Raw genomic sequence first — 17,114 nt, 5'->3', positions numbered from 1 at the left:
ATGATGACAGGCATTCGACGACGCTGGAAGACGGGGGCGCTGGCGTTCCTGTTGACGGTGGCGACGGCGGCAGCCGGCGCCGCCGACACCGCCTTCGTCAGCGGCATCGACGACCTGCCCCTGATGGCGGGTCTTGTCGAGCAGCCCGGCAGCGCCCTGGTTTTCGATTCGCCTTCGGGGCGGATCGTCGAGAGCGAGGCCTCGGGCGCGCTGTCGCGGGCCGAGGTCATGGCCTTCTACGTGGCGACGCTTCCCGAATTGGGATGGCACCGCCAGGGCGAGGCCGCATTCGCCCGTCAGCGCGAAACCCTCACGTTGGAAATCGCCGAGAGGCCAGGCGGGGTGGTGGTGCGCTTTGTGCTGTCGCCCGCCGGTCCGTGAGGGCGACTCGCGACGCCAAGGGTTGACGGGCCCGGGCTGAGGGATATATAAGCCTGCGATCTTTCCGGGAACACGAAGAACAGGATTGAACGCATGGCCTATAATTCGTCGGCGAAGAAGCGCATCCGCCAGATCGAGCGTCGCACCGAGGTGAACCGCGCGCGGGTCAGCCGGATTCGCACGTTCGTCCGCAAGGTCGAGGAAGCGATTGCCAGCGGCAACAAGGAAGCGGCCGCGGGGACTCTTCGCGAGGTCCAGCCGGAGCTGATGCGTGGCGCCAAGTCGGGCCTTCTGCATCGCAATACGGTGGCCCGCCGCGTGTCGCGGCTGTCCCGCCGGATCAAGGCGATGACCGCCTGATCCACTCTCGAATCCAAGCAGGCCGCGACCCCCTGGGACGCGGCCTTTTTCGTGCCTGCGGGGTGCCGTTCGGGGACTCTGCAGGGTGGGGTGAGTCAAGCGAATTTTTTTCGACGTTCGCTTTTCGGTCTTATTGCATGACCGGAGGGTGGCCGGTACAGTGTCGGTCACCCCGATGGACTGGGAACCCTACAATTTATGGTGTTTTCAGTATTCAATTTGGGACGCGTCAGAATTTAAAGGTAAAATTACAGACAAAGCTGACGCAATATTAAGAGTTGCGGCAAGAATGTTTTTGCTTCATTAGAAGCAAGGTATGCTCCGGGAAGAAATTCAAAACGGGGCTCGTAAGAAATCGACAAAAGATTTCGCGAATACAACAGGGTCTTGAGGGGTGTGCCCGTTCGGCTGGGGTTCCGGTCTGAGGAGGAGCCGAAGGCTTGAAAGGGGGATAACCACCCGAATTCCTGGGGGCGTGGTGTTCCTCGAAAATGCTCGGCGGGGGGTTCCCTGCCGGGATGATGTTGGTGATTGCTTCGTCGTGGAGTTCGCTCTTCGCGGGTCGGGCGGGCGATGACGGTGGGGGCCGATAAGTCCGACGGCCACGACGACTGAGAGTTTGGGGGCACCTGAGGATGAACGACGGAATGGGGGAGATCCGATTGCATTCGCAATGGGAGGCGGTCTGCGGACGATTGCGCTCCGAGATCGGAGAAGCCGCGTATCAGAGCTGGTTGAAACCCATCACGGTGCGCGAAATGGCCGACGGCCAAGTGCGGCTGTCGGTGCCGACCCGGTTCATGCAGGACTGGATCGTCACCCACTACGCCGACCGGCTGTGCATGCTCTGGCAGGGGGAGAATCCGGGCATCCGCAGCGTCGACGTCGTGGTGCTGAGCGATCGCCCGGCGCGGGCGGTCGAGAAGCCCGCCGTCGTCGCGCCGTTGCCGACCGTCCCGACCGCCCGGCGCATGGGGTCGGCCGAGGAGGCGGTGGTCGACATCGGCGCGCCGCTGGACCCGCGCTTCACTTTTGAACGCTTCGTGGTCGGTAAGCCCAACGAGTTCGCCTACGCGGCGGCGCAGCGGGTGGCCGACGCCACCCAGGTGTCCTTCAACCCGCTGTTCCTCTATGGCGGGGTCGGGCTGGGCAAGACCCATCTGATGCACGCCATCGCCTGGCGCATCCGCCAGAGCGACCCCACCCGCAACGTCATCTATCTGTCGGCCGAGAAGTTCATGTACCGGTTCATCCGGGCGCTGCGCGAGCAGAACACGGTCGACTTCAAGGAGCAGTTCCGTTCGGTCGACGTGCTGATGATCGACGACGTCCAGTTCATCGCCGGCAAGGACTCGACGCAGGAGGAATTCTTCCACACCTTCAACGCGCTGGTCGACCAGGGCCGGCAGATCGTGCTGTCGGCCGACAAGTCGCCCTCCAACCTGGAGGGGATCGAGGAGCGCTTGAAGTCGCGCCTCAACTGCGGACTGGTCGCCGACATCCACGCCACCACCTACGAGCTGCGTCTCGGCATCCTGCAGTCGAAGGCTGACCAGCTGGGCGTCGAGGTCAAGCGCAACGTGCTGGAATTCCTCGCCCACAAGATCACCTCGAACGTCCGCGAACTGGAAGGGGCGCTGAACCGCATCGTCGCCCACGCCCAGCTGGTGGGCCGCCAGATCACGCTGGAGACCACGCAGGAGGTCCTGCACGACCTGCTGCGCGCCAACGACCGCCGGGTGACCATCGAGGAGATCCAGAAGCGGGTGGCCGAGCATTTCAACATCCGCATTTCCGACATGCACTCGGCCCGCCGCGCCCGTTCGGTGGCGAGGCCCCGTCAGGTCGCCATGTACCTGGCCAAACAGCTCACCACCCGCTCGCTGCCCGAAATCGGGCGCAAGTTCGGGGGGCGCGACCACACCACCGTCATGCATGCCGTGCGCAAGGTCGATGAGCTGCGCGAGAGGGATGCCGGATTCGCCGAGGACGTCGAGCTTCTGCGCCGCATGCTGGAGGGCTGAGCGGGCCCTGCGGCCCTTCCCGCGGCGGGTCCCGGAAGGGGCTGCCCGGGCGGTCGTGGGCGCGGTCGAATGTGCTTTTGATTCCAAGCACTTTTGTTATAATGGCCGCCCTCTGCGGGGGCCCTTCACGGTACTCTTCGGCGACCACCATGCGGGAACTGACGGGCGTCGGGATTCGCCCGTGGGGGGAAGGCCACACTTTGGATAAGTTGGTGCCATGAAACTGACCATCGAGCGTGCCGCTTTGCTGAAATCGCTGGGACACGTCCAAAGCGTGGTCGAGCGCCGCAACACCATTCCGATCCTGTCCAACGTCAAGGTCACGGCCAGGGACGGCCGGCTCAGCCTCAACGCCACCGACATGGATCTCGACATCGCCGAATCGGTCGCGGCCGAGGTGGCGACGCCGGGCGAAACCACGGCGCCGGCCCACACGCTCTATGAAATCGTGCGCAAGCTGCCGGAAGGCTCCCAGGTGGAGCTGGAAACCGCCGACGGCGACAGCCTGACGCTGCGCTCCGGTCGCTCGCGCTTCACGCTGTCGTGCCTGCCGACCGAGGACTTCCCGGTGATGGCGGGCGGCGACCTGCCCCAGGAATTCAAGCTGCCGGCGGCCGAGCTGCGCGGCCTGGTCGACCGCACGCGCTTCGCCATCTCCACCGAGGAGACGCGCTACTACCTGAACGGCATCTACCTGCATGCCAGCCAGCGCGACGGCGTCGACGTGCTGCGCGCGGTGGCCACCGACGGCCATCGCCTGGCCAGCGTGGAAATGCCGCTGCCCGAGGGGGCGACCGGCATGCCCGGCGTCATCGTGCCGCGCAAGACGGTGGCCGAGCTGCGCAAGCTGATCGACGAGACCGGCGAAGACATCGCGATCGCCCTGTCGGAGACCAAGATCCGCTTCTCCTTCGACGACGCGGTGCTGACCTCCAAGCTGATCGACGGTACCTTCCCCGACTACGAGCGGGTTATCCCGTCGGACAACAACAAGATCATGGAAGTGGACTGCAAGCAGTTCGCCGAGGCGGTGGACCGCGTGTCGGCGATCTCCACCGAGAAGTCGCGCGCGGTGAAGCTGGCGGTCGGCGGCGGCCATCTGGTGCTGTCGGCCAACAGCCCGGACAACGGCACCGCCAGCGAGGAGCTGGAGGTGGCCTACGCCGCGGATGCCATCGAAATCGGCTTCAATTCCCGCTACCTGCTCGACATCACCCAGCAGATCGAAGGGGACGCCGCGCAGTTCGTCATGTCCGATTCGGCCTCGCCCACCATCGTGCGCGAGGTCGGCGACGCCAGCGCTCTCTATGTGCTGATGCCCATGCGCGTCTAGGGGGGTGCGGCCCTGAGCGAATCGCGCGGTTTGGCAAGGGTCGGGTGCTCCGTCGGAGCGGCCGTGGCGGTGGCGAAATTTTCGGTGGCGCGTCTCGCGCTCACCGATTTCCGCTCCTACGGCCACCTGCGCCTGGAAACCGATGCCCGCCCGGTGGTGCTGACCGGGGCCAACGGCGCCGGCAAGACCAACCTGCTCGAGGCGCTGTCGTTCCTGGTGCCCGGCCGCGGCCTGCGCAACGCCAGGCTGGGCGAGGTGGCGCGCCGCGAGGCGGGCGAGCCGGAAGACGATTCGGGGCGGGCCTGGGCGGTTGCCGCCGGGGTGCGCGGCCCGCAGGGCGTCGTCGACCTCGGCACCGGGCGTGATGCCGCCGGCCTCGCCGCCGGCGGGCGCGAGCGCCGCGTCGTGCGCATCGACGGCGAGACGGTGCGCAGCCAGGCGGAACTCGCCCTGCATTTCGCCGCCGTCTGGCTGACGCCGCGCATGGACCGGCTGTTCTCGGAGGGCGGTTCGGCCCGCCGGCGCTTCGTCGATCGGCTGGTGTTCGGCTTCGACGCCGCCCACGCCGGCCGCGTCGCCGCCTACGAGCAGGCGCTGCGCGAACGGGCGCGGCTGCTGCGCGAGGCGGCCTCGGGACGGCGGACCGACGGCGCCTGGTTGAACGCGCTGGAGGACACCATGGCGACGCGCGGCGTTGCGGTGGCGGCGGCGCGCAAGGACATGGCGGCGCGCCTGGCCGCCTTCTGCGCCGAGTCGCCGGGGCCCTTCCCGGCCGCCGGCATCGGGCTCGCGGGCGCCGTCGAGGGGTGGCTGGACGACGGTCCGGCGCTGGCCGCCGAGGACCGTTTCCGCGCCGCGCTCGCCGCCGGGCGGGCCGCCGACGCCGACAGCGGAACCACCGGCGTGGGGCCGCACCGCAGCGATCTGGTGGTGCACGATGTCGCCACCGGGGTGGCGGCCGGCCAGTGCTCCACCGGCCAGCAGAAGGCGCTGCTCATCGCCATCGTCCTGGCGAGCGCGCGCATGCAGGCCCTGGAACGCGGCTCGGTGCCGCTGCTGCTGCTGGACGAGGTGGCGGCGCATCTGGATCAGCGGCGCCGGCAGGCGCTGTTCGAGGAATTGCTCGGCCTCGGGGCCCAGGTCTGGATGACCGGCACCGAGACCGAGGTGTTCCGGCCCCTGGCCGGCGAAGCGCAGTTTTTCCGCGTGGCCGACGCCCAAGTGGCGCCGGCGTCCTGAAAACGACCGGAAGATCAATGATGACCGACGAAACCAAGGAAACCTCTCCCGTCCCCGGCAACGTCTACGATGCCGAATCGATCAAGGTCCTGCGCGGCCTCGACGCGGTGCGCAAGCGGCCCGGCATGTACATCGGCGACACCGACGACGGTTCGGGGCTGCACCACATGGTCTACGAGGTGGTGGATAACGCCATCGACGAGGCCCTGGCCGGCTATTGCGACCGCGTCGACGTCACGCTGAACGGCGACGGCTCGGTCACCGTGCGCGACAACGGCCGCGGCATCCCCGTCGACCTGCACAAGGAGGAGGGCGTCTCGGCGGCCGAGGTCATCATGACCCAGCTCCATGCCGGCGGCAAATTCGACCAGAATTCCTACAAGGTGTCGGGCGGCCTGCACGGGGTCGGCGTCTCGGTGGTCAACGCGCTTTCCGAATGGCTGGAATTGCGCATCTGGCGCAACGGCAAGGAATACTTCGTGCGCTTCCGCCACGGCGAAACCGAGTCGCCGCTGAAGGAAGTCGGCGAGGCGCCTTCGAAAGCCGATGGCGGGACCTTTACCGGCTCGGAGATCACCTTCCTGCCGTCGACCGAAACCTTCACCATGACCGAATACGACTTCGCCACCCTGGAGCGGCGGCTGCGCGAGCTGGCCTTCCTCAACTCCGGCGTGGCGCTGGCGCTTACCGACGCCCGGCATGTCGACGACAAGAAGGTCGATCTCCACTACGAGGGCGGGCTCATGGCCTTCGTCGCCTATCTCGACCGTTCGCGCACCGCGCTGCACAAGCCGATGATCTACGTCAGCAGCGAAAGCCAGGGCATCACCGTGGAGCTGGCGTTGCAGTGGAACGACAGCTACCACGAGACCATGCTGTGCTTCACCAACAACATCCCGCAGCGCGACGGCGGCACCCACCTGGCCGGCTTCCGCGCCGCGCTGACGCGCACCATCAACTCCTACGCCACCAACAGCGGGCTGGCCAAGAAGGCCAAGGTGAGCCTGACCGGCGACGACGCCCGCGAGGGCCTGACCTGCGTGCTGTCGGTCAAGGTGCCGGACCCCAAGTTCTCGTCGCAGACCAAGGACAAGCTGGTCTCTTCCGAGGTGCGCCCGGTGGTCGAGAATCTGGTCGCCGAGGGCCTCGACCGCTATTTCGAGGAAAACCCCGGCGAGGCCCGCAAGGTCATCGGCAAGATCATCGAGGCCGCCGCCGCGCGGGACGCGGCGCGCAAGGCCCGCGAGCTGACGCGTCGCAAGGGCGCGCTCGACATGGCGTCGCTGCCCGGCAAGCTGGCCGACTGCCAGGAACGCGACCCGGCGTTTTCCGAGATCTTCATCGTCGAGGGCGATTCGGCCGGCGGTTCCGCCAAGCAGGGGCGCGACCGCGCCCATCAGGCGATCCTGCCGCTGCGCGGCAAGATCCTCAACGTCGAGCGGGCGCGCTTCGACAAGATGCTGGGCTCGGCCGAAATCGGCACCCTCATCGCGGCGCTCGGCACCGGCATCGGGCCCGAGGATTTCGACGCTTCGAAATGCCGCTACCACAAAATCATCATCATGACCGACGCCGACGTCGACGGCAGCCACATCCGTACGCTCCTGCTCACCTTCTTCTACCGGCAGATGCCCGAGATCATCGAGCGCGGCTATCTTTACATCGCGCAGCCGCCGCTCTTCCGGGCCAAACGCGGCAGTTCCGAGGTCTACCTCAAGGACGAGCGGGCGCTGGAGGATTATCTGTTCGGCGCCGTGCTCGACGAGGAGTGCGTGCTGACGCTGCACGACGGCGCCCAGGTCGCCGGCAACGACCTGCGCGGCCTCGTCGAGGAGGCGCGCATGGTCAAGGGCCTGCTCGCCAACCTGTCGCACCGGGTGCCCGTGCGGGTGGTCGAGCAGGTCGCCATTACCGGCGCGTTGAACCCTCAAATCCTGTCCGATCCGGCGCATGCCGGGGAAACCGCCACCTATGTGGCGCGCCGCCTCGACCATCTGGAGCCGCTGCTGGAGCGCGGCTGGACGGGGGCGCCGCTTCCCGACGGCGGGCTGGAGTTCATCCGCACCCTGCGCGGCGTGGCCGAGCGCCACGTCGTCGGTTCGGCGGTGGTGCGCAGCAGCGAGGCGAGGCGCCTGGACGAGCTGGCCGGCAGCCTGCAGAAGACCTATCGCCTGCACGCCAAGCTGACCGCCAAGGGGCAGGACTTCACCATCGCCGGGCCGGTCGCCCTGGTCGACACGGTGACCGAGCTCGGCCGCAAGGGCATCGCCATGCAGCGCTACAAGGGCTTGGGCGAGATGAACCCCGAGCAGCTGTGGGAAACCACGCTCGATCCCAACGTCCGTTCGCTGCTGCAGGTCCGCGTCGCCCACGCCGAGGAGGCCACCGAGGTGTTCTCCACCCTGATGGGCGACCTGGTCGAGCCGCGCCGCGAGTTCATCCAGGAAAACGCGCTCAAGGTGGCGAATCTGGACGTCTGAGGGGGCGGAGAGCGGCGGAAATCGGCGGCCGTTAACCCAATCCTAACCATAACGGATCGCATAATCGGCCATGGCACGACCTCACCCCCCGCGGGGCCGCAAGGCGGCCCGGCAGGCGTCGCCGCGTTCGCGGCGGCCCTCGCTGCCGGCCCGCCTGGTGCTGTTCGCCGCCAAGTGGACGGCCATCGCCGCCGTGTGGGGGGTCATCGCCGCCACCGGCGTCGCCGCCTTCTATGCCTATGACCTGCCCGACATCGACGCCGCGCTGGAGGCCACCCGCCAGCCGACCGTCACCTTCATCGCCGCCGATGGCACCACGCTGGCCACGGTGGGCGAGGTGCACGGCGCCCCGGTGCGCCTGTCCGACCTGCCGGCCTCCATGCCCGACGCCGTGCTGGCCATCGAGGATCGCCGCTTCCGCGACCATTTCGGCCTCGACGTCATCGGTCTGGCGCGCGCCATGGTCGCCAACGCCAGGGCCGGGCGCATCGTCCAGGGCGGCAGCACCATCACCCAACAGGTGGCCAAGAACCTGTTCCTGACGCCGGAACGCTCGATCAAGCGCAAGGTGCAGGAGGTGCTGCTGGCGCTGTGGCTGGAACAGCGCTTCAGCAAGGACCAGATCCTCACCCTCTATCTCAACCGCGTCTATCTGGGGGCCGGCACCTATGGCGTCGACGCTGCCGCGCGGCGCTATTTCGGGCACAGGGCGCGCGACCTCACCGTCTACGAGTCGGCCATGCTGGCCGGCCTGCTCAAGGCGCCGTCGCGCTTCAACCCGGCCAACGATCCCGGGAAGGCCGGCGCGCGCGCCCGGGTGGTGCTGGCCGCCATGGTCGACGCCGGCACCCTGAGCGAGGCCGAGGCCGAACGGGCGGCCAAGACCGGGCGCGGCACCATCGCCGCCAACGGGCCGGCCGCCCGCTATTTCACCGACTGGCTGATGGAACAGGTGTCGGGCTTCGTGGCGCCGGGCGACAGCGACCTGATGGTCTTCACCACGCTCGACCCGCTGCTCCAGGGAATGGCCGAGCGTGCCGTTGGCGAGGCTTTGGACGGGCCGGCGGCCGGGCTCGACATCGGCCAGGCGGCCCTGTTGGCGATGGCCCCGGACGGCGCCGTGCGCGCCATGGTCGGCGGCCGCGATTACGGCGTGAGCCAGTTCAACCGCGCCACCCAGGCCCTGCGCCAGCCGGGCTCGGCCTTCAAGCCCATCGTCTTTCTGGCCGGCCTCGAGGCCGGGCTGACGCCGGACAGCCGCCTGATGGACGCCCCCATCTCCATCGACGGCTGGACTCCCGGCAATTTCGACAACCGCTTCATGGGCGAGGTGTCGATGACCCAGGCGCTGGCCCGTTCGCTCAACACCGTCTCGGTCCGGGTCGCCCAGCGGGCCGGTCCGCCGGCGGTGGTTGCCGCCGCCCGCCGGCTCGGCATCACCAGTCCGTTGCAGCCGACCCTCGACCTCGCGCTCGGCACCGGCGAGGTGACGCTTTCAGAGTTGACGGCGGCTTTTGCGGCGTTCGCCAACGGCGGCCGCGGGGTTTGGACTTACGGCATCCGCGAGATCAGGGACAGCCGCGGCGCCGTACTCTACCGGCGCGCCGGCTCGGGGCCGGGGCCGGTGGCCTCCGCCGCCCACGTGGCGGCCATGAACCGCATGCTGGAGCGGGTGCTGACCGAGGGCACCGGCAGGGCGGCGGCGCTCGACCGCCCGGCCGCCGGCAAGACCGGCACCAGCCAGAACTTCCGCGACGCCTGGTTCGTCGGCTACACCCCCCAGCTGGTGGCCGGGGTGTGGATGGGCAACGACAACGGCGCGCCGATGCGCAAGGTTTCCGGCAGCGGCCTGCCGGCCAAGGTCTGGCAGGCCTTCATGACGGCCGCCCACCGCGACGTCCCGGCGCGTCCGCTGCAGGACGGCGGCGGCGAGTCGGCGCCGAAAGCGCCCCAGGACGGCTTCTGGAGCCGCCTGCTCTCCACCCTCGGCGTCCAGGGCTGAAGCCGGCTAGATGGCCCGGCCTTTCCACGGCACGAAGGCCGGCACCCGGCGGCGATAGTCGGCGTAGGCGGCGCCGTAATGGGTCAGCAGCCAGCGTTCCTCGAAGAGGGCGCCGATGACCAGATAGAGCGACCCCCAGATGGCGGTCGCCAGTTCGAATTCGTTGCCGATGCGTCCCCACAGGATCAGGAATCCCGCCGAATAGATGGGATGGCGCACGAAGCGGTGCAGGCGGTCGGTGCGCAACGGCTCGTCCTCGGGCTCGGCGACGCCCCGCCGATGGTGGCGGATCTGGCTCATGCCGCCAAGGCGCCCCAGGTCGTAGCCGGCGAGCGCCGCGGCCATCAGTCCCCAGCCGGCGATCTCGACGGCGAGCAGCAGGCCCCGCGCCCAGCCGGGAAGGCCGAAGGCCCCGGCCCCGGCGAAGGCAAACCAGCCGACGGCCCACACGGCGGCGATATGGGCCACCGACAGGCCGTTGTAGGCAAGCCGATACCACGGGCCGAACAGCGGGCGCAGACGATCCTTGACGAAGGAACGGGCGAGCAGCGAATGGAGGGCGCCGAAGGACAGCCAGGCCAGGGCATAGGCCAGGTGGCCGGCCAGCGGCGTCACGACGGCGAAGCCGCCTTGCCGTTCATGCGGGCGATGGTGGCCGTCGTGCTGTGGCCGGGCTCCAGCTCGATCAGCAGCACGCGCCCGCCGTTGGCCTGCACCACGTCGGCGCCGACCACGGTTTCCACCGTGTAGTCGGCGCCCTTGACCAGGACGTCGGGTTTGATCGCCTCGATGAGGGCCAGCGGCGTGTCCTCGGAGAAGATCACCACCAGATCGACCGAGGCCAGAGAGGCCAGCACGGCGGCCCGCGCCGCCTCGGGCTGAATGGGGCGTTCCGGGCCCTTGAGGCGGCCCACCGAGGCGTCGCTGTTGAGCCCCACCACCAGCCGGTCGCAAGCGGCGCGCGACTTGGCGAGCAGCGCCACGTGGCCGGGATGCAGCAGGTCGAAGCAGCCGTTGGTGAAGCCCACCTTGCGGCCGGTGCGCCGCCACACGGCGATGCGATCGAGGGCCTGGGGCAGGCTCAGGACCTTGGCCTCGGCGCTGGAGAGATCCTGGCGATGCAGGGCGGCGACGACCTCGGCGGTGTAGGCGGCGGCGGTGCCGACCTTGCCGACCACGATGCCGGCGGCGACGTTGGCGAGGCGCGCCGCCTTCGCCAGGTCGGCGCCGACCGCCAGCGCGGCGGCCACGGCGGCGATCACGGTGTCGCCGGCGCCCGACACGTCGAACACCTCGCGCGCCTCGGTCGGCAGGTGATGGGCGTCGTCGGCGAACACCAGGGTCATGCCGTCGCGGCTGCGGGTGGCCAGCACGGCGTCGACGCCGCAGCCGGCGATCAGCGCGCGGGCGGCGGCGACGATGTCGGCGTCGGTGGCGGTGGGCATGCCGGTAGCCTGGGCCAGCTCGGCGCGGTTCGGGGTCAGCAGGTGGGCGCCGCGATAACGGCTGTAATCGGTGCCCTTGGGATCGACGATGACCCGCCTTCCGGCCTCGTGGGCGGCGGCGATGATGCGCGCGGCAATGCCGCCGCCCAACACGCCCTTGCCATAATCGGACAGCACCACCAGGTCGCATTCGCCCAGCGACCGGTTGACGGCGGTGACCACGGCCTCGCCGGCCGTCGCCGACAGCGGCGCCGTATCCTCGCGGTCGGCCCGCAGCATCTGCTGGGTGCCGGCGACGAAGCGGGTCTTGATCGACGTTCGCCGGCCCGGTTCGACCACCAGCTCGGGGGCGACGGTCGGGTGTTCGGCCAGGAGCGCCAGCACCTCGCGGCCGGCCTCGTCGTCGCCGATGGCGCCCACGAAGCGGCAGGAGGCGCCGAGCGCCGCCAGATTGCGCAGCACGTTGCCGGCGCCGCCCAGCATCGCCGACTCGGCCTCGACGCGCAGCACCGGGATGGGGGCTTCCGGCGAAATGCGCTCGACCGCGCCGGTCACGAAACGATCCAGCATGATGTCGCCGACGACGAGCACGCGCGCGGCGCCGAACGCCTCGACCAGGGGAACCAGCTGGGCGCGGTCGGTCATAGCAGCCCCAGCTCCCGCTCCAGGGCCCCGCACAGCATGTGGCCCAGCGTGATGTGCATTTCCTGGATGCGCGCGGTCTCGGCGGCCGGCACGCACAGGAAGGGATCGGCCAGCCCGCGCATGGCGCCGCCGTCGCGCCCGCCGAAGCCGGCGGCGACGGCGCCCAGCGCGCGGGCCGTCTTAAGGGCGTTGTTCACGTTGGCGCTGTTGCCCGAGGTCGAGAAGCCGATGGCCACGTCGCCGGCCCGGCACAAGGCCTCGATCTGGCGCGAAAACAGCGCCTCGAAGCCGAAGTCGTTGCCGATGGCGGTCAAGGCCGAAGTGTCGGTGGTCAGCGCCAGGCCGGCGATCGGCGCGCGGTCCCGCTGATAGCGCACCGCCAGCTCGGTGGCCAAGTGCTGGGCGTCGGCGGCGCTGCCGCCGTTGCCGAAGAAAAGGATCTTGCCGCCGCGCCGGATCGATTCGGCGCACGCCGCAACCAGCCGGGCGAAGGGCTCGAACAGGACTTGGCGGGTCGCCTCCAGGGTGCGCTGGTGGCTGTCCATCTCGGCTGTGAAATACGCCTCCAGGTCGATGCCTGTCCGTGCCGCCACGCTTTTCCCTCCCGCCGTCGGTTCGGCCGCCGGCCTCCCTTTTACCCCGATTTCCATCGGCGATGCAAAGCGAGAGCGCGTTCAATCGCCGGCAAGATGAAGCGCCAGCCGGCGCTGGTGCTGCCCTCGGCGGTGCTCGAACAAGTAGATGCCCTGCCAGGTGCCGAGCGCCAGTCGCCCGGCGGTCACCGGCACGGAAAGCGACACGGCGGTCAGCGCGGCGCGGATATGGGCCGGCATGTCGTCCGGGCCCTCGACGGTGTGGCGATAGAGCGCCGGGTCCTCGCGGACCAGGCGCTTGAAAAAGCTTTCGAGATCGGCCCTGACGTCGGGGTCGGCGTTCTCCTGGATGGTCAGGCTGGCCGAGGTGTGCTGGCAGAAGACGGTGAGCAGCCCCTGTTCGATGCCCTGATCGGCCACCCAGCGGGCGATCTCGCCGGTGACCTCGTGAAGGCCCTGGCCGGGGGTGCGAACGGTGATCGTCTGCTGCGTCTGCCTCATGGCGTCTCGTCGAGGATGCGGAAATCGAACTTTCGTTTGTCGCTGGCGAACACATCGTAGCGCAGGACCTGGTCGATGCGGTTGTCCGGCGTGAAGGTCAGGACCTTCGGGCGGACCTCCGGCAGCGCCTTGGCCTCGATGTAGTCGGAAGCGACGATGATCACCTCGTCGCCGACCTGGCAGGTGCGGGCCGCCGCGCCGTTGAGCACGCAGCAGCGCGACCCCGCCTCGCCGAAGATGACGTAGGTCGAAAGCCGGGCACCCGAATTTTTGTTCCAGATCTCGACGAATTCGAGCGGGTAGATCCCGGCGGCATCGCAGTGTTCGGGGTCGAGCGTGATGGAGCCGTGGTAATCGAGGTCGGCGCCGGTCACCCGGATTCCATGGAGCTTGGCTCGGACGACTTTCAGCACGGAGGCGTGTCCTTGATCGAGAGAAAAAATATGGCGGCCGGCTGGCGGCGCCGGGTGTGATATACGCCGATGGCCGGTGGAATCAACCGCCCGCAGCCGGCGGGGCTGCCGCTGGCGGTGGGGTCGCGCCATGGCGGCGCGGCCAGACCAAGGTCAGGAAAGCCACCAGGCCGCCGGCGCCGAGCCCCGTCATCACCAGGCCAAGCGGCAGTTGCGAGGCGGTGTGCGGCAGGGAACCGGCGGTCAGGCTGGCCAGGGCGCCCACCCCCATCTGGGCGAAGCCCAGCAGCGCCGAGGCGGCGCCCGCCATGCGCGGGAAGGGGGCCATGGCGCCGGCCATGGCGTTGGGCATGACGATACCCATGCCGAGCAGGAAGACGGCGACGGCGGCCAGGATGGGGATCACCGCGAAATGGCCGGTCCAGCCGCCGGCGGCCATGGCGACGCCGCCGGCGAAGGCCAGCAGGGTGCCGATCAGCACCATGCGGTCCACACCCAGCCGCAAGGTCAGCACGCCGGCCGACAGGTTGCCGGCCAAGGTGCCGACGGTCGGCAGCGCCACCAGCAGGCCATAATGGGCGGGCGACAGGCGAAGCCCGTCGATCAGCAGGAACGGCGAGGCGGTGACGAAGGCCATCAGCCCGGCGAACACCAGAGACAGCGCCAGCATGTAGCCGATGTAGACCGGGCTTTTCAACAGGGTGGCGAAATTGCGGACCATGGCCACCGGATTGAGCGCGTGGGGGTCGGGGTGGCGGTTGGTCTCGGCCAGCATCGTCCAGGTGGCGGCGCCGAGGATGAGGCCGACCAGGGCCAGGAAGGTGAAGCTGGAGCGCCAGCCGAACCACACCTGCAGATAGCCGCCGATGATCGGCGAGATGGCCGGCGACACCGAAAAGGCGACACCGATGAAGGCCAGCGCCCGGGCGGCCCGCTCGCGGCCATAGACGTCGCGCACCACGGCGCGGCCGACCACGGCGCCGGCGCAGGCTCCCATCGACTGGAAGAAGCGGGCGACGAGCAGCACGCCGATGGTCGGCGCCAGGGCGCAGGCCAGGCTGGCCGCCACGAAGATGACGGCGCCGGCCATCAGCACGAGACGCCGGCCGAAGCGGTCGGAAAGCGGGCCGAAGACCATCTGGGAGACGGCGAATCCGGCCAGGAAGACGGTCAGCGTCAGGCTGACCATCTCGGGCGTGGTGGAAAGCCCGGCGACCAGCGAGGGCATCGACGGGGCGTAGATGGCCGTCGAAATCTGGCCCATGGCGATCATCGCCGTCAGCAGGCCGCCGACGGCGATGGACGCGGGATCGGGTTGGGTGCGTGGCCAAGCCATGGCGCTTTATAGGCGGAATGGCGCCCGCCGGGCAAAGGCGATCAGCGCGCTTTGCCCGCCTTTTTCACTTTTTCGAGGTCGAGCAGACGGCGCTTGCGCTCGATGCCCCAGCGATAGCCGGTCAGCGTCCCGTCGCCGCCGACCGCCCGATGGCAGGGCACGACGAGGGCCACCGGATTAAGGCCGCAGGCCCTTCCCACGGCGCGTGCCGCCGTCGGCCTGCCGAGACCGGCGGCGATGGTGCCGTAGGTGCGGGTCTCGCCGCGCGGGATGGCGGCCAGCGCCCGCCACACCTGCCACTGGAAGGCGGTGGCCCGCACGTCGAGCGGTAGGTCGAGGCGCGCCAGGCGGCCGGCCAGATGGTCGAGCACGGCGGCCAGGTGGGCGGCGAGCGCGCCGTCGTCGCGGCGGATCGTGGCGGCCGGGAAGTCCCGGCGCAATTCGGCCTCCAGCGCGTCGTCGGCATCGCCCAGGCAGACGGCGCACACTCCCCTGTCCGTCGCCGCCACCAGCAGGCGGCCGAGCGGCGAATTGGCGAAACTGAAGGCGATCGTCGCCCCCGCGCCCCCCTTGGCGTAGGAGGCCGGCGTCATGCCGAGATGGGCGTTCGACTTTTCATAAAGCCGGCTGGAGGAGCCGTAGCCGGCGTCATAGAGCGCCGCCGTCACCGGCACGCCCTGGCGCAGGCCGGCGGCGAAGCGCTCCCGCCGCCGGGCTTCGGCGTAGCGGCGGGGCGACAGGCCGGTGGCCCGGGTGAAGACGCGTTGCAGGTGATGCGGGCTGACGCCGACCGTGGCGGCCAGGGCGTCCAGCGTCGGGATCGCGTCCTCGGCCTCGGCGATGGCCTTGCACACCGCCTCGACGATGCGCCGCTCGGGGTCGGCGGCGGCCGGCGCCTCCGGCCGGCAGCGCCGGCAGGCGCGGAAGCCGGCGGCCATGGCGGCGGGGGCGTCGTCGAAGAAGCGTACCCTGTCGCGTTTGGGCCGCCGGCTTGGGCAGGACGGCCGGCAAAAGACGCCGGTCGAGGCGACGGCATAGACGAAGGCGCCGTCCAAGGCGGCGTCGCGGGTGGCGACGGCCCGCCAGCGCTGGGCGTTGGTCGTCGCGGGATGGGATGGGTTCTGGCTCATGACCCTCAATCTAGGCCGCCGGCGGAGAAAATCTATCCGAACCCTGCGCTCAAACCGCCTAGCCGAAACGATGCAGGGCCTCGCCGTGGCTGTTCAGCCAGGCGCGGGCCCGCTCGGCTTCCCCGGTCAGCGTCGCCACCGTTTTCCAGAAGCGCGGGCTGTGGTCGCGCACCGCCAGATGGGCGACCTCGTGGGCCACCACGTAGTCGACGACGAAAGGGGGCGCCAGAACCAGCCGCCAGCAGAAGGACAGGTTGCCGTTGGCCGAGCACGACCCCCAGCGGGTGCGGGTGTCGCGCACGGTGACCCGGCCCATGGGGCAGCCCAGGGCTTCGGCCTTGACCCGGGCGCGGGCGGCGAACTCGCGCCGGGCTTCGGCCTTCAGCCAGTCGGTCAGGCGGCGGGCCAGGTGCTCGGGGCGGCCGGCGACGATCAGGGCATTTCCCTCGCGGCGCACCACGCCGCGGGCCTCGGAACGGTGGCGGACGGTGAGTTCGGCGCCCAAAAGAGGGACGATCGCGCCGTCGGCAAGGACCGAACGCGGCGGCAGCGCCTCCAGACGGCCGATCAGCCAGCCGGCCTTGCGCCGCACCATGGCCATTCCCTCGTCGGCCGGCGTCGAGGCCGGCAGGGTGACGACGGCGCCGCCGCCCACCGGATCGATTCGCAGCGTCATCCGCCGGGCCCGCGGGTGGTGGCGGATGCACAGGGGCACCTCGCGTCCGTCGAGTTCGACGACGGTGCGCTCCTCGCGGATGGGCCGGGGTTTGCGCCGCCCCGCCCGGAAAAAGCTCAGGCCGGCCATGTGACGATGTAATCTTCGAGGTCGAGGGCCCGGCGCTCCGGCACCGCCCGCCCGCGCACCGAGATGCCGGCGTAATGGACGCTGTCGGGATCTCCCGACACCAGCGGATGCCAGGCCGGCAGATCCTTGCCCTCGGCCAGCAGGCGGTAGGCGCAGGTGGAGGGCATCCAGCGCAGGCGGGTGACGTTTTCGGGCGTCAGGGTGATGCAGTCGGGAACGAACAGGCTGCGCTTGGCGTACTTGGTGCACCGGCAGGTTTCGTGGTCGAGCAGCCGGCAGGCGACGTTGGTGTAGGCGATCTCGCCGGTGTCCTCGTCCTCCAGCTTGGCCAGGCAGCAGCGGGCGCAGCCGTCGCAGAGCGATTCCCACTCCTCGCGGGTCATCTCGGTCAGGGTCTTGCGCTTCCAGAAGGGGACGTCGGCCATGG

Annotated in this window: 16 protein-coding genes; 7 read left to right on the top strand and 9 right to left on the bottom strand. The window is 69.6% G+C overall.

Translation table 11 applies throughout. The features are described 5' to 3' along the window. The 7 genes from ODR01_RS01780 (at nt 1) to ODR01_RS01750 (ending at nt 9,819) form a co-directional block, all read left to right on the top strand. Nucleotides 1–381 carry a hypothetical protein gene (locus ODR01_RS01780; RefSeq protein ID WP_316975873.1) on the top strand — a complete coding sequence of 127 codons (381 nt, stop codon included), beginning with the start codon at nt 1–3 and terminating at the stop codon, nt 379–381. A gap of 93 nt (nt 382–474) precedes the next feature. Then, the gene (gene rpsT / locus ODR01_RS01775; protein WP_316975872.1) at nt 475–741 is read left to right on the top strand and encodes a 30S ribosomal protein S20; all 267 of its coding nucleotides are present in this window, start codon (nt 475–477) and stop codon (nt 739–741) included. 647 nt (nt 742–1,388) lie between these two features. Then, nucleotides 1,389–2,765, top strand: a complete 1,377-nt coding sequence (gene dnaA / locus ODR01_RS01770) for a chromosomal replication initiator protein DnaA (protein ID WP_394356797.1) — start codon at nt 1,389–1,391, stop codon at nt 2,763–2,765. 217 nt (nt 2,766–2,982) lie between these two features. Further along, on the top strand, nt 2,983–4,098 hold the full coding sequence (gene dnaN / locus ODR01_RS01765; protein ID WP_316975870.1) for a DNA polymerase III subunit beta: 1,116 nt from the start codon (nt 2,983–2,985) through the stop codon (nt 4,096–4,098). A 63-nt stretch (nt 4,099–4,161) separates the two neighbouring features. Then, nucleotides 4,162–5,337, top strand: coding sequence for a DNA replication/repair protein RecF (gene recF / locus ODR01_RS01760; RefSeq protein ID WP_316975869.1), 1,176 nt, complete (start codon nt 4,162–4,164; stop codon nt 5,335–5,337). Nucleotides 5,338–5,357: 20 nt separating this feature from the next. Further along, nucleotides 5,358–7,817 (top strand): DNA topoisomerase (ATP-hydrolyzing) subunit B, encoded by a 2,460-nt coding sequence (gene gyrB, locus ODR01_RS01755; RefSeq protein WP_316976203.1) that lies wholly within the window; start codon nt 5,358–5,360, stop codon nt 7,815–7,817. A gap of 70 nt (nt 7,818–7,887) precedes the next feature. Then, the gene (locus ODR01_RS01750) at nt 7,888–9,819 is read left to right on the top strand and encodes a transglycosylase domain-containing protein (protein WP_316975868.1); all 1,932 of its coding nucleotides are present in this window, start codon (nt 7,888–7,890) and stop codon (nt 9,817–9,819) included. Nucleotides 9,820–9,825: 6 nt separating this feature from the next. Here ODR01_RS01750 and ODR01_RS01745 read toward each other — a convergent pair whose 3' ends face one another. From ODR01_RS01745 to ODR01_RS01705, 9 genes are all read right to left on the bottom strand, one after another. Next, the gene (locus ODR01_RS01745) at nt 9,826–10,434 is read right to left on the bottom strand and encodes a methyltransferase family protein (RefSeq protein WP_316975867.1); all 609 of its coding nucleotides are present in this window, start codon (nt 10,432–10,434) and stop codon (nt 9,826–9,828) included. Continuing rightward, nucleotides 10,431–11,909, bottom strand: a complete 1,479-nt coding sequence (rfaE1, locus tag ODR01_RS01740; RefSeq protein ID WP_316975866.1) for a D-glycero-beta-D-manno-heptose-7-phosphate kinase — start codon at nt 11,907–11,909, stop codon at nt 10,431–10,433. Before rfaE1 ends, ODR01_RS01745 begins: the two co-directional genes overlap by 4 nt. Beyond that, the gene (locus tag ODR01_RS01735) at nt 11,906–12,502 is read right to left on the bottom strand and encodes a D-sedoheptulose 7-phosphate isomerase (protein ID WP_394356796.1); all 597 of its coding nucleotides are present in this window, start codon (nt 12,500–12,502) and stop codon (nt 11,906–11,908) included. The genes rfaE1 and ODR01_RS01735 overlap by 4 nt, the downstream gene beginning before the upstream one ends. Before the next feature lie 81 nt (nt 12,503–12,583). Then, nucleotides 12,584–13,003, bottom strand: coding sequence for a secondary thiamine-phosphate synthase enzyme YjbQ (locus ODR01_RS01730; RefSeq protein WP_316975865.1), 420 nt, complete (start codon nt 13,001–13,003; stop codon nt 12,584–12,586). Beyond that, nucleotides 13,000–13,416: an aspartate 1-decarboxylase gene (panD, locus tag ODR01_RS01725; protein WP_316975864.1), complete on the bottom strand. Its 417-nt coding sequence runs from the start codon at nt 13,414–13,416 to the stop codon at nt 13,000–13,002. Before panD ends, ODR01_RS01730 begins: the two co-directional genes overlap by 4 nt. Before the next feature lie 82 nt (nt 13,417–13,498). Next, complete coding sequence (locus tag ODR01_RS01720) at nt 13,499–14,752, bottom strand: multidrug effflux MFS transporter (RefSeq protein WP_316975863.1); 1,254 nt, start codon at nt 14,750–14,752, stop codon at nt 13,499–13,501. A gap of 41 nt (nt 14,753–14,793) precedes the next feature. Further along, nucleotides 14,794–15,882 carry a bifunctional DNA-binding transcriptional regulator/O6-methylguanine-DNA methyltransferase Ada gene (gene ada, locus ODR01_RS01715; protein ID WP_316975862.1) on the bottom strand — a complete coding sequence of 363 codons (1,089 nt, stop codon included), beginning with the start codon at nt 15,880–15,882 and terminating at the stop codon, nt 14,794–14,796. 58 nt (nt 15,883–15,940) lie between these two features. Beyond that, nucleotides 15,941–16,687, bottom strand: coding sequence for a M48 family metallopeptidase (locus tag ODR01_RS01710; protein WP_316975861.1), 747 nt, complete (start codon nt 16,685–16,687; stop codon nt 15,941–15,943). After that, nucleotides 16,675–17,112, bottom strand: coding sequence for a YcgN family cysteine cluster protein (locus ODR01_RS01705; RefSeq protein WP_316975860.1), 438 nt, complete (start codon nt 17,110–17,112; stop codon nt 16,675–16,677). The genes ODR01_RS01710 and ODR01_RS01705 overlap by 13 nt, the downstream gene beginning before the upstream one ends. Nucleotides 17,113–17,114 lie beyond the last annotated feature (2 nt).

Source organism: Shumkonia mesophila, assembly GCF_026163695.1.
Classification (GTDB): domain Bacteria; phylum Pseudomonadota; class Alphaproteobacteria; order Rhodospirillales; family Shumkoniaceae; genus Shumkonia; species Shumkonia mesophila.
Note: the sequence above shows the minus strand (reverse complement) of the source record. Positions and strands in the feature narration are given on the sequence as shown.